The sequence below is a fragment of the Kosakonia sp. AG348 genome (genome assembly GCF_003337365.1).
In the GTDB taxonomy this organism is placed as follows: Bacteria; Pseudomonadota; Gammaproteobacteria; order Enterobacterales; family Enterobacteriaceae; genus Kosakonia.
Map to the genome: position 1 here is coordinate 309,970 of NZ_QPJR01000006.1, position 13,358 is coordinate 323,327.

At 44.2% G+C, this 13,358-nt stretch carries 8 protein-coding genes and 1 tRNA gene; 6 read left to right on the plus strand and 3 right to left on the minus strand.

Annotated elements, in window-relative coordinates; translation table 11 throughout:
- Window positions 1-6: 6 nt before the first annotated feature.
- The gene (locus tag DFO56_RS24645; protein ID WP_147271684.1) at window positions 7-654 is read right to left on the minus strand and encodes a hypothetical protein; all 648 of its coding nucleotides are present in this window, start codon (window positions 652-654) and stop codon (window positions 7-9) included.
- Between the two features lie 274 nt (window positions 655-928).
- Here DFO56_RS24645 and DFO56_RS16705 point away from each other — a divergent pair.
- The 5 genes from DFO56_RS16705 to DFO56_RS16725 all read left to right on the plus strand — a co-directional run bounded on the left by DFO56_RS16705 (window position 929) and on the right by DFO56_RS16725 (window position 8,540).
- A tRNA-Arg gene (locus tag DFO56_RS16705) sits at window positions 929-1,005 on the plus strand.
- Between the two features lie 193 nt (window positions 1,006-1,198).
- Entirely contained in the window at window positions 1,199-2,404 is a 1,206-nt protein-coding gene (locus DFO56_RS16710; RefSeq protein WP_045509096.1) for an integrase arm-type DNA-binding domain-containing protein, read from the plus strand.
- A gap of 308 nt (window positions 2,405-2,712) precedes the next feature.
- Window positions 2,713-5,028, plus strand: a complete 2,316-nt coding sequence (locus tag DFO56_RS16715) for a TerB N-terminal domain-containing protein (RefSeq protein ID WP_045509094.1) — start codon at window positions 2,713-2,715, stop codon at window positions 5,026-5,028.
- 3 nt (window positions 5,029-5,031) lie between these two features.
- Window positions 5,032-6,345 carry an ATP-binding protein gene (locus tag DFO56_RS16720; RefSeq protein ID WP_045509092.1) on the plus strand — a complete coding sequence of 438 codons (1,314 nt, stop codon included), beginning with the start codon at window positions 5,032-5,034 and terminating at the stop codon, window positions 6,343-6,345.
- On the plus strand, window positions 6,342-8,540 hold the full coding sequence (locus tag DFO56_RS16725; protein ID WP_045509090.1) for a DEAD/DEAH box helicase: 2,199 nt from the start codon (window positions 6,342-6,344) through the stop codon (window positions 8,538-8,540). The genes DFO56_RS16720 and DFO56_RS16725 overlap by 4 nt, the downstream gene beginning before the upstream one ends.
- 510 nt (window positions 8,541-9,050) lie before the next feature.
- Here DFO56_RS16725 and DFO56_RS16735 read toward each other — a convergent pair.
- Window positions 9,051-10,700, minus strand: coding sequence for a hypothetical protein (locus DFO56_RS16735; protein WP_045509086.1), 1,650 nt, complete (start codon window positions 10,698-10,700; stop codon window positions 9,051-9,053).
- A 499-nt stretch (window positions 10,701-11,199) separates the two neighbouring features.
- Here DFO56_RS16735 and DFO56_RS16745 point away from each other — a divergent pair, with 499 nt between their 5' ends.
- Window positions 11,200-12,123, plus strand: coding sequence for a phage exclusion protein Lit family protein (locus DFO56_RS16745; protein WP_233500409.1), 924 nt, complete (start codon window positions 11,200-11,202; stop codon window positions 12,121-12,123).
- 286 nt (window positions 12,124-12,409) lie between these two features.
- Here DFO56_RS16745 and DFO56_RS16750 read toward each other — a convergent pair whose 3' ends face one another.
- On the minus strand, window positions 12,410-13,237 hold the full coding sequence (locus DFO56_RS16750; protein ID WP_233500410.1) for a DUF697 domain-containing protein: 828 nt from the start codon (window positions 13,235-13,237) through the stop codon (window positions 12,410-12,412).
- Between the last annotated feature and the right edge of the window lie 121 nt (window positions 13,238-13,358).

Sequence of the window (13,358 nt, forward strand, 5' to 3'; positions counted from 1 at the left end):
CGTATTTCACTTTTCGTGACCGAAAAGTGTTGGCCAAAAAAAGCCATGCGCAAACTGCGCATCCGGCTGTTGTGCTGTTTCGCGCCATGTAATGGATGCCATATGAGCAAAATGACTGGGCTGGTTTATGCCCGGTTTGAGAATATCGGGCGTATAAAGGCGCTGCCAGGTTGCCGTTTTATCAACCAGTAAGCTGGAAATATGCAAGCCTGTATCAGAAAAAGCCTCTGGCGCTTCCCGGGTGCGATTGTCCAGAAAAAACGCGACACCAGAAGAGTGAAGTTGTGTGACGGTGTGATGGCAATGGATATGTTGCGCGCCACCATGCACCACAAGAGCCTGTAAGTTCAATGATTCAACCGCTAAATCAGGGCGATATACTATCGGGATGTCCATAAATGAGATGGTGTAAGACTGAGAGTGAAGTGGCAGATTAGGCAAGGATTGGCGTGTTGATCCTGGCAATGTTAAGTTTCGCGTCTGGTCGTGTAATAACCGCAGTGCAAACGAACTGCAATCATGTTCAACCCTGTTTCCGGTCGCGGAAATAGCTGGCAGACGGTTAAGCATCCCATCACTATTATCGCGCTGTATAATCGGTTTTGATTTACATTGGTAACCCCGGCCTTTTTTATGTTTTGCTCTATTTGTCACGTATAGGCTCCATTACATTAGTTAATGGAAACATTTTGTCCTTCACAAAGCGGGGGATATAGGCGCGAATACTTAAAGAGACATGGGACTTTTCCCAGGAAGCGATCAGGATAAGTAGAAAGACCAGGTCTTTTCGGGCATAAATGGGACAGGTGTTGCGAAAATGCGCAGCGTCGTTCACTAAGCAAGCAACCAGCGGAAAATACATTGACTCACCAGGCGCTGACCGTATAATTCCAGGCGTTTCCACCTCAACGGTGAGCATCCACATAATGCGCCCTTAGCTCAGCTGGATAGAGCAACGGCCTTCTAAGCCGTAGGTCACAGGTTCGAACCCTGTAGGGCGTACCATTTTCAAGTAAACTGACGTCAACCGACGTCTTTTTTTATGCCTAAAATTCAAGGTATTGGCTGAATTTAGCGCGTCGTTATTCTACCGAGCTCTACTCGTATCAACGTACATCAAGTAGTATTTGTTGGTATATGTGATGGTATCTCCCCGTTCGATAAAATCTTGTACCAACAGCCAGCATGGGGGCCTCAAATGGCATTAACCGATGTGAAGGTAAGAAGTGCGAAGCCAATGGACAAGCCTTATAAGCTTACTGATGGGGAAGGGATGCATCTGCTGGTCCATCCCAATGGGTCTAAATACTGGCGATTGCAATATCGTTTCGATGGGAAACAAAAGATGTTGGCACTCGGCGTTTACCCGGAAATATCATTGTCCGAGGCTCGGCAGCGCAGAGATGAAGCAAAACGGCAAGTGGCCAATTCCATTGATCCCAGTGAAAAGAAAAAGGTAGAAAAGCAAGCGCGTAAAGTCGCTGTAGAAAATACGTTCAAATCTGTTGCACTGGAATGGCATGAATACAAGCGCCCCAATTGGTCAAAGGGGTATGCCGAAGATCTGATGGAGGCATTTGAGAACGATATATTTCCTGATATCGGTAAACGACCAATAGCAGAAATTGAACCGTTAGAGGCTCTCACCACACTACGCAAACTTGAAAAGCGCGGCGTGCTCGATAAATTGAGGAAGGTTCGTCAGGCCTGCAAACAGGTTTGCACTTATGCCATCGTTACGGGTAGAGCGAAAAACAATCCCTTTGCCGAACTTGCCAGCGCCCTGACTACGGCGAAATCAACTCACTATCCTCATCTTCTGGCTGATCAGTTGCCAGATTTCTTGAAGGCTTTAGAGGCTTATTCGGGAAGTCCAATAACACGGCTTGCGACGCGTATTTTGATGCTAACGGGAGTTCGTACCATTGAACTTCGTCTTTCAGAATGGAAAGAGTTTGATTTTGACAAGCGCGTTTGGGAAGTTCCGGTCGAAAGGATGAAGATGCGGCGACCTCACTTGGTGCCTTTATCTGATCAGGTTATAGAGGCGCTGCGTGAACTCCAGATGATAACTGGCAGGTATAACCTGGTTTTCCCGGGACGTAACGACATTGCTAAACCAATAAGTGAAGCCAGCATAAACCAGGTACTAAAACGAATTGGTTATCATGGAAAAGCGACTGGACATGGTTTCAGGCATACGATGAGCACGATTCTTCATGAGGAAGGATTTAACACTGCGTGGATTGAATTGCAGCTTGCGCATGTGGATAAAAATACCATTCGTGGGACTTATAACCATGCACAGCATTTAGAGAACAGGAGAGGGATGCTACAGTGGTATGCTGATTATCTAGAATCATTAACAAACAGCTCTTCGTTACCTCGCAAAAAAGAGGCGTAGAAGAAAGGAACCTGCGCAAAAAAGTGTGCAGGTTTTCTTTTTGATATTTCTTTTGCATGAAATAGATGATTTTCCGACAATTAATTTTAAGTTAATTGGTTGCGGCTTTCGGATCTCTTATCACATTCAGTAGATTGTTGGCACACTATTCAATGATTTTATTATTTAAATCAGTGAGTTGGTTTTTATTACGATTTGCTTTTAACCCTCGCAATTTAGAAGTATTATTTTGAGAATATTCCCCTTGTCCTGCTTTCTCTCGCCATTCGGTCGGTGTATGTGAAAAGTCATTTTTAAGGTTAATGCTCATGGAGTTATGGATATTTTTAGTGGCGATTTATGTTGTTTATTTTTTGTTTTTCAAAAAGAAAAAGCATAAATCTGCAGGATCTCCTGTTTCCAGAACCGTCAAAGCACCACCAAAAGCAACAGAATGGAGCGCTGACACCAAGAAAAAAGAGATGGTTGTGCAAAAAGATGATAGCGAAGATGACAACCTGGCAACTTTTACACTGAGCAGCGGTCAGGGTGTCGAACTTCATGTGACAACCAATCATTACCGGAATACCTCAAAGTCAGCAGGCGCATTTGCTCGATGGGTACTTCCGGGTGAGATGATAACTGTAGCTGGTGTAACAATTACCGGTGGTCACATTTATCTGGGGCAACGTATGAAGCCCACTGGACAGGAGCTAAACGGCTATTATGACGAGGGAAGTGAGGCATCATTAATTGATGACACGTGTAAAATACAACCCACTTCTTATTTTTACGAAGACAGTTCATTAGGATACTGGCCCAGGTTTTCCTCTCTTTCACCAGAAGCACGCGGTGCGTATGTCAGTTGGCTTGCCAGTGATAGGTCCGACTCATCGTGTCCTATAGGCTATGTCTTTATATATCTCTACGGTCTGGAAAGAAAAGCGCTTGTAGATTCCGCTGACCAAAATTTCCCTGATGCTGAATTCCGTAACCTGTTCAATGAAGTCGGTCGGTTAAGGTCGGTATTCAGCGAGAACCGTTCCTTCCGTGGATATTCGACACAATTACTCGAAGCCATGTCTATTCTGCGCCCGGACATGGATTTGGCCACAGATCTCGATAGTGCATCAGGTTTCAGTAATGGCATGCAATTTAAGCTGGCTTTGGCTAAAACTGTACATGAGGGAATGCCTGTATCAGCCGAACTGGCGTTGGCTTGGGTAATAAACCATACCGAATACGCGCTGCGTACCCCCGCTCGCCGATGTGCCAAAGAATTTGCTGCGCTTTTCAAACGGCGTTATACCCTCAAATATGGTGAAGGGATGGTCGTTAAGGCGAATAAAACACGTCTGCGGTTAGATTACACACCTGCAAGCCCCAGTTTGCGAGGCATTCGTCTTCCTGTTCCTGACTTGCCTGACCCAAGTGCATTGAAGGGCCCGGTTCAGAAAATTATTGCCCTTGCCGATATATGTACAGATGAACTTGATGCATATAGTCGCTACCTTGGTAGGAAAGGCACCTCAGTAAATGATACTGCTGCAATTATGTTGCTGCCTTCAGAGATCGTTAATGAAAGTGCAGAAAAAATATTAAGCTCATTCAAACGCTGGGCTGATGAGGCGATCCTCAATAAGGAGGGGTTAGTCTCAGTTGCTGATTTTTGGGCCCATATGAATGCCAGCTGCCCAGCGAAGATTAATAAAAAAGAGGCCGACTTGATGCAGGCCTTTGCACAGAAAATGGGTTACTGCCTGGCACCTGATCCGTATTACCACCATGTGAAGGCAGACGTCGATGGCGCTCTTGTTCTGTTCCCTGCCGGTGAAGATGGACGCTTCTCACCTTCTCCTGAATTTATCTCAGCAGTAATGACGCTCAGATTAGGGGCGATGGTCGCCTTGATTGATAATTCTCTTGATCAAGCCGAACAGAAAGTGCTTGAGAATGCTATCAACAACAATACTGGCTTCACTGATGATGAAAAGCGCTCTCTACACGCATATTTAACGTGGCAGTTACATACCCCTGCCAATATGACGGGAATGAAAAGCAGGATTGAGTTGCTGGGGGCTGCGGAAAAATCAGCAGTGGGTAAAGTTATTGTTAGTGTTGCCTGCTCGGATGGCACAATAGCGCCTGCCGAAATCAAACAGCTTGAGAAGATTTATTCAAGCCTGGGTCTGGATCCATTATCTGTATCAAGCAATATCCATCAGCATTCCGCAACTGAACATGATCTCGTTTCGTCTGTACCAACTGAGCAGCCAACGGCAGGGTTCAGACTGGATGCTAATGTACTTGCCCACCACGAATCTGCCACGGATGATGTTCGTAAATTACTGAACACGATTTTCACCGAAGAAGAACCGGAAGAATCAGAAAGCGCTCCAGCCTCATTAACGGAGGAGGGAGGCCTTGACCCCGCACATAGCCAGCTTTATCGCAGTTTGCTGGAGAAAGAACAGTGGTCCCGGAAAGAGGCGACAGAGCTGTGCGGAAATTTGAATTTGATGCTCGGCGGTGCGCTTGAGGTGATCAATGACTGGTCCTATGCGGTGGTTGATGCTCCGGTGTTGGACGATGCCGATGATGATATCTGGGTTGATCTGGAAATTGCCAAAGAATTAGAGGGATAGTGAATGTCTGTAACACGTATAAGAGTGAAAGAACGCGACGCTATTATTCAGTCACTCAAATCAGGTGTAACGCCAAGGATAGGCATTCAGCATATCCAGGTTGGCCGCGTGAATGAGATAACCGCTCTCCATCAGGATATTGAGAGGATTGCTGACGGTGGCGCAAGCTTCAGACTTATCATCGGTGAGTATGGTTCAGGTAAAACGTTCTTTCTGAGTGTTGTGCGCTCTATTGCGCTGGAGAAGAAGTTGGTGTCAGTCAGTGCTGACCTTTCTCCTGACAGACGTATTCACTCATCGGGAGGTCAGGCTCGTAATCTCTATTCAGAGCTTATGAAAAACATGTCCACCAGAAACAAGCCGGATGGTAATGCGTTACTTAGCGTTGTTGAAAGGTTCGTTACGGAGGCACGAAAGGAAGCTGACACGGACGGCTCCGAGGTTTCATCAGTTATTCATAAACGTCTGGCAGCTCTGTCAGATATGGTGGGCGGATATGACTTTGCGAAGGTCATTGATGCATTCTGGCGCGGGCACGAGCAGGATAACGAAACGCTAAAATCCAATGCCATTCGCTGGTTGCGGGGAGAGTACACCACCAAAACTGATGCCCGTAACGATCTCGACGTTCGGACTATTATCTCAGACGCTTCATTCTATGATTCTTTGAAGCTGATGAGCCTTTTTATCCGCCAGGCAGGCTATGCCGGTCTTTTGGTCAGCCTCGACGAAATGGTGAACCTTTTTAAGCTGAATAATACGCAAGCAAGAACCGCGAACTACGAACAAATTTTACGGATACTGAACGACTGCCTGCAAGGCTCAGCCGAGAACATTGGTTTTATCCTCGGGGGTACGCCAGAGTTTCTTTTCGATCCGCGCAAAGGTCTTTACAGCTATGAGGCGCTCCAATCACGTCTGGCGGAAAATCGGTTCGCGCAAAAAGCAGGAGTGATTGACTACTCGTCTCCCACTTTGCATCTTGCCAGCCTCACCCCTGAGGAACTGTATATTTTACTGAGAAATCTTCGCCATGTTTATGCAGGCGGAGATCCAGAGAATTATCTGGTTCCAGATGAGGCACTGACTGGATTTCTGCATCACTGTAGTAAAACCATTGGAGACGCTTACTTCCGTACCCCCCGTAATACCATAAAAGGTTTCCTGGACATGCTGGCCGTGCTGGAACAAAACAGAACGATGAACTGGCAAACACTAATCGAGGGTGTGGCGATTGAAGAGGACAGACCCAGCGACATGGATGATGTCATTGTGGAGGAAAGTGACGACGACGGCCTGGCGAACTTTAAGCTATGAGCAGTGCCTATGATAGTCTCGATCCCCGCGTCCGTAAGTGGGTTTACAAGCAGGGTTGGTCTACATTAAGGCCCTTGCAGGAGAGTGCCATCCCGGCAATTTTAGCCCGTGATCGAGACGTGCTAATTAGTGCAGGTACAGCAGCGGGTAAAACAGAGGCTTTCTTTCTTCCTGCTTGTTCGGCAGTTGCAGATCTCACTAATGGATTTGGCATCGTCTATATCAGCCCGTTGAAGGCATTGATTAACGATCAGTACCGTCGTCTTGAGAGCCTTGGAGATGCATTGGAAATGCCGGTGACTCCCTGGCACGGGGATGTACCACAAAGCAAAAAGAAGAAGGCTCGGACAAACCCTGCTGGCATTTTACTGATTACACCTGAGTCACTTGAGTCTTTGCTCATAAATTCAATGGGCTGGCTCAAACAGGCGTTTTCGTCAGTCGCATACATCGTTATTGATGAGTTTCATGCTTTCATTGGCTCAGAGCGTGGTGTACAGCTGCTTTCTCTGCTCAATAGAATTGACCATGTGCTAGGACGCCAGGTAAATCCAATTCCCCGCGTTGCGTTGAGTGCCACGCTGGGGGAACTGGAGAAAGTGCCCGAAATGTTGCGCCCGGACAAACGACTCCCCTGCGTAACTGTTACAGATAGTAATAGCACGGCCACTCTTCAGGTACAGGTCAAAGGGTACCTGGAGCGAGTGATCCAAAAAGAGGATGAACTTCAGAGTTCAGCTGAACATGACGTTTGCGCTGACATATTTAGACTTTGCCGTGGCGATTCTCATTTGGTTTTTGCAAACAGTCGAAAGCGTACTGAAAGTATTGCGGCAACGCTGAGCGACATGTGTGAAGAACATATTGTCCCCAATGAATTCTTTCCCCACCATGGTTCCCTTGCCAAGGAATTGCGTGAGGCGCTTGAAACTCGTCTTCAGAAAGGAAATTTACCCACCACAGCTATTTGTACAATGACGCTTGAGTTGGGTATTGATATCGGTAAGGTTAAGTCGGTTATACAAGTTACGCCTCCGCATTCTGTTTCCAGTTTGCGTCAGCGTATGGGGCGTTCTGGGCGACGCGACTCCCCATCAGTGCTGAGAATGCTAATTACAGAAAATGAGCTTACCGCGACTAGCAGTATCGTTGACCACCTACGGCTGCAATTGGTCCAGTCGATGGCAATGATCAAATTGATGATCTCTAAACAATGGTTTGAACCAGCTGATGCCCAACAGATGCATTACTCTACGCTGCTACACCAGATTCTTGCTATTACGGCACAATGGGGCGGAGTTCGTGCCGATCAGCTCTGGTCACAACTATGCCAGACAGGGCCGTTCAAAAATGTAGATTTAAACGATTTTAAAAGTCTGCTTAAACACATGGGAACCTGTGGCCTGCTCACTCAACTTGCTAGTGGCGAAATGGTTGTTGGGGCAGAGGGGGAGAAACTGACTAACCATTACACGTTTTATACCGTGTTCAATACACCAGAAGAGTTCCGCATTGTTACCGGAAACAGAACCCTTGGAACAGTTCCTGTGGACTCTCCACTGCTACCAGACCAACACATAATCTTCGGTGGGCGGCGCTGGAAAGTTACAGAGATCGAGACAGAGAAAAAAATTATCTATGTAGAGGCAACCAAAGGCGGTCAGCCACCACAATTTAATGGGGGAGGAATGTCTGTTCATGATGCTGTTCGTCAGGAGATGCTCGCTATCTACAGGGAAAATGATTACCGCATAGCGATAGGTAGCAAGAGAGTAGATTATGCCGACGCTACCGCCAGAGGCCTCTTTGCAGAAGGCTGTAGTAACTTCCAGCGTTATAACCTGCAAAATGAGTATGTTATTACGAGTGGGCAACACTGTTACGTAATCCCCTGGATGGGGGATAAAGTTGTGAATACGATTACAGCCTTGCTCATACGTTGTGGCTTTAAAGCCAATTCATTTGCTGGTGTTATAGAGATCGACAATTCAAGTGTAGCCACCGTTCAACACGCGCTGAAAGAAATGCTGTTGTCAGGCTTACCATCTGTATTTGATCTTGCCAACGATGTTCCAGAAAAGTACCTGGATAAATATGACGAGTATTTACCAGAGTCCCTGCTTGCGAAAGGGTATGGGGAAAAAGCGTATGATATTGAAGGTACTTGCATTTGGTTGAATCAGTACCTTCAGTAAATTAGCTACGTAATAAGGGCAATCTGCTCCCCCGCAGATTGAGGCCGATTGATGATATCAATAGTTCGCTTTTGGCTCGGATCTGCCAGAAATCGAGGTCATAAGGCCTGCTTTGAGCGATCTGCGGACATTGTTAACAGCATTCTGTTTGAATCAACGGGGGGCAGGTCAATACAGGCAGCCATAACCTCAAAGAAATATCAGATGAAGATGTTGAAAGAGCATTCGTGGTGCTCGATGATTTTCTTCTTCAAATTTTTCGTCAACCTACTGATCATAGTGAAACAATTGCCCTGCTGACCCAAAACCATGCTCCAAAAATGAGAGATACAGAGAAGTAACAATATTTCTCACTTTTAAATATCCAAAGGAAGGGTACAACACGTTCATTGCATCAGACTTATCGGCGGGCTTGCCTGCAACGTGCTGTGCCATATCGGTGACGCCTTTGCTGCGCGAATTATTGATTAGCTCTGCACACCTTCCCAGAATGATTAAGATTCCCAAATATCAACTTAACGGGTACCGTCCATGCTTCCTATCAAGATTATCGTTAACCCGCAGATCAGCCAGAATAATATCAATGAATACCCTATCGCAAAGGGAGTCACCCGCTAAGGAGGAGGCTATGTATCGGTAACATGTAGAAGATACCTTTGGTCCTTCAATAAGAGTAAGCCCCGGCTCATTCTGGAGATCATTTATAACACTAAAAATCTGGTCACGTATTTTTTTATAATCCGCATCGATCGCGAAAAGTACGAGGTAGAGTCTGGGCGGGAAAAGAAACTCTTGATTCAGAAACGACGAATACTTGGTGAAAACCTGATAGAAACCACTTTGGATGCTTTGTTTTATGTTGTTCTTGTCACTCTGAAATCGTATCAGCTTTGATTCAATAATGGCAACTCGTGATGAATTAAAAAAAATCGAGATGTCAGTTCGTCCATTACCTATATTTTCTTCACTTTTGGCCTCCATATTATGCCCCACAAAACGGCCATTTAACCAGTTATTCAGAGCCGCGCTAAGGTTATTTTCTTTAAATGGTGTTTTTGTGTCAACACGATAAAGATTGGCATCTTCTCGGATGCGTTTGATACACGAAGAAATCATTGAAGGCAGTTCATAAAGAATATTTAATTCATCAAAATAAAAAGACAGCGCATCTCCAACATCATTAAGTTTTCTTTCTATTATTTCTGCTTCTCGATGAAAATTAAACGTAATTGTGTTCGCTATTTTATGCGAAAAAATTCTCATAGTGCTGTTCAACGCAGTGAAATCACGCTTCTTTACGTGTAAGGTATGATAATTTTCAAAATAACGCTCAACTTTATTTCTTGTATGGTAGAGCCAAGAATGTAGATCAATAATGATCTGTTTTAACTCAGGTTCAATATATTTTTTTGAATTTAATATTTTTTCGCATAGGTCCATAATTTGTTCGAATCCTAACCTAAAACCATTACGGCTATCCACCCATTTTTTCCATTTACCATTCTTCTTATAGACTATTCGAACAGTGAGATATCGGATGAATAATTCAGATAATAGGTTGTTGTCGACGTCAATATCACCATTAATAATGATAACACTTCGACGTATTGCTACACTCGCGCTGTTGATCTCTTCATAGAAATTACCAAGATTATTACAAACATAAAAATTTGTGTTTCTGTCTAAAAATGCATAACCAAAGCTGCATTTATGAATATGACGGAACACCGAATTGTATGAAGCATTCAGAAGATCCCCGTTGGATAAGTCAATTTCAGAAATGATTTTATCTATCCCAAAATCCACTTTATCTCTGTATGGGGATTTAATATTCAGTTTCAATTGTAATTCTTCTGTAAAATCTAACAGCCGTATAATGTACTCTCTGTGAGGTGACTTATCCAAAATATAATTAATATATCCAATGTCACTATTTTTTAGGAATGTCAGCAATTTTATCCGTTCGTATTTTACATCGTTATAGATAGAAATAACATGATTCAAATACCGACAGTAAAATGCAAATGAGAAGCGCACATTAAAACCTTGAGTGATCAACATATCATCAAGTCTTTCTTCTTCGGCGCGATCTCGTATGAAAAATTCCAGTTTTTCATCCACGAGTTCAGGGGCGTTTAAAAAATCAAAATAGTATCCCATATGGTCCCTAATGTTTTTTAAATTGTTGAGAAAACATCATACCCTGATATTCCCACAAAAGCACTTCTTGAAATTATCTAAATTTACACACCTTAAAAAAGGTATAATATATTTTCAATTTGCGTTTAGGGAAGCTGAGAATTCGATAACTTTCTGACTTAACTATGAAATATTAAATTTTTAAGTGCAAAAATTCAACTAAGATGAATGTTATTTTTTACCACTACAACCTAGATTCATTAAAAGGTATTAATTTCCGTATTATCTCCCTAATATATGAAATTAGTTGTGAACTTCCGCTTTTCGCTCACAGCGGACATCGATCTTCGCGCCGGTCCGCTCAGTGCCATTAGCGGTCATTTATACGTAGTAGCTCAATTGACCGCTTCGTACGTAAAGCTGTCATTGGACTTTCTGACCTTACAAGGTAATCTGGCTTGCAAGGAAGCCGACCTTGCGGGGTCGGTATAACGCACTGTTATATGCCATAGGAGGACTAGTGGAAACGACAGACATTGTTCGAAAACTTTTTGACGGTGTTGTTCCTGAGAGAGCATCAGAGATTGTATCTATCGCTAACGATTATGATGCCCAGTTCCGACTGATTGGTGACCGCGAAGGATTTAACTTAGATGCTGGAGGGTTCTCCGCAATCCAGTACACCAGCAGATCAATGCGTCAAATGTGGCTTTTCGGTTATGCGGGAAGGCAGGCGTTACATTGTTATTCTTCGTCGATCGTATTGCTCAAATCATTCGGTGCCACTCTCGACATAAACGAAATCAACCTGATTCCAGATCAGGCAGCAGAAGATGAAGCTTTCGAGTCGATACTTGATGCAGTGAAAGACCTGAGCACTGCATTTCATGAAGACGACTTTGAATGGCCAGTGGCTATTCCTGAGCCTGAAAAGGGTAGGCCGTCAGATTCAGAGCGCGCTGCAGTATATGATCTCACGTGCATAGCTACGGCATATGTATTTTTACATGAACTGAAGCACGTAATTTTCTCAGCTGAAGGAAATGCACCGGAAGACCCGAAGGACGAAGAATATCTGTGTGATCAGTTCGCTAAGGATATGATGATATCCAAGATCGATCAGTACGCCGCAAGCAGTGGGTATCCCTCGGAAAAGGTTAGGATGAAGCGTATGATGGGGATCGCTCTAGCATCCGCCTTTATCCTTTTCGCAACAGGAAGAAACCGCCTCGCGGGTTCAGCGACTCATCCTCCCATTTACGGGCGTTGGTCGGCGACTGTGCAAGATGTCAATTTACCGGAAGATAACTGGTTCTGGCTGTATTTTTCCTCATTCGCCCTTGCGTTGCTGAAATATCATTCAATAACCATTCAGCCGAAGATCGTAAAAGATTATAAATTGCTATGCTTTGACCTAATCGCAGATCTTGAAAATGGCATATAACAAAGCAATCAAATTCGGTCGCCGGACGCTCGTTCCTCGCGCCGTTTATTGCGGGAGTTACTGAGCGGCAGCTTCTGGCACAAAAATGAAATAGAATCTTCTATCATTGAATGACCGCTCTTTGTCTGAAGCAGACCACCGCCTGCTTTTCGATCTAAGCGGACATCGCTAGCGTTATTTTATGTTATGAGACGGGGAGCATGTCAGTCAGATTCAACACCCTCAGTGAAAAAGCCCTCTTTTAAAAGAGGGCTGTTATCTGATATTGATTGTTATTTTCTCTCGTCTACTTTTTTAAGGAAAAATGTTCTTTAAATACGGAGAGTATTGAAGTGGCGCTTTCAGGTAACTCTACAATTCCGGTTTCCTTGTTGTAGTAAGAAACTAGAACTTGTATGTAAGCTTGGCCTACAGCTTGGGTGAGTGCGACAGCTGTCGCTGCAGAGATGACACCACCGAGAAGGGAACCCACGCCAGGAATAAATTTTAACGCGTTAGAAACAACAGCCTTGCCAACTTGAGCGACTGCTGTGACTCCAAGAATTCCTGCAACAACCGATGTAGTTGTTGATGTAGATGTATCTAGTTCAAACTCAGCATTGATTTTATATATCATACCACTTTGTATTGCTGCAATTAATGGAGCATCAGACCCGGGTATAGGGGAAGCACCTACAGCGCCAGCAGCAGCAGAAGCTCCATGAACAATATTTCTCGCGCCATTTTTCATAGCTTCAAGTCGTTCGCCCATTTTAACCATTTGAGCTTTTTTTAATGCTTGCTTTGCACCCCTCTTAGCCTCGGGGAGACATTTAAAACTCATATCTACTAGATCATCAAGCCCACTAACAGGAACAATGAATTTACCTATTTTTCTATCTTTTGAATTAACTCGCACATAATTATCTGCTACATAACTTCCATGATGCTTGTCAATTTCATTAATAGCTTCATGAACAAACTCATCTGTGTCTTCCTCAAGAGTTTTAGTGAATACTATTACAATAGGTATCTCATACTCTTTTAATATCCCAATAAGCTCTATATCTCTTGGTTCAACCCTAGCTCCTGAAGCATCAATGCACATCCAACCAAGGTGTGGGACATCATCCAAATGAGAGTAGCTATCAAAACTAGATTTGAATCGCCACGGGTTTAACAGACACCTCAGAGTCATTTAAGATGGCTTAAAGAGAGGTGCCCATGAGCGGTAAGCGTTATCCCGAAGAGTTTAA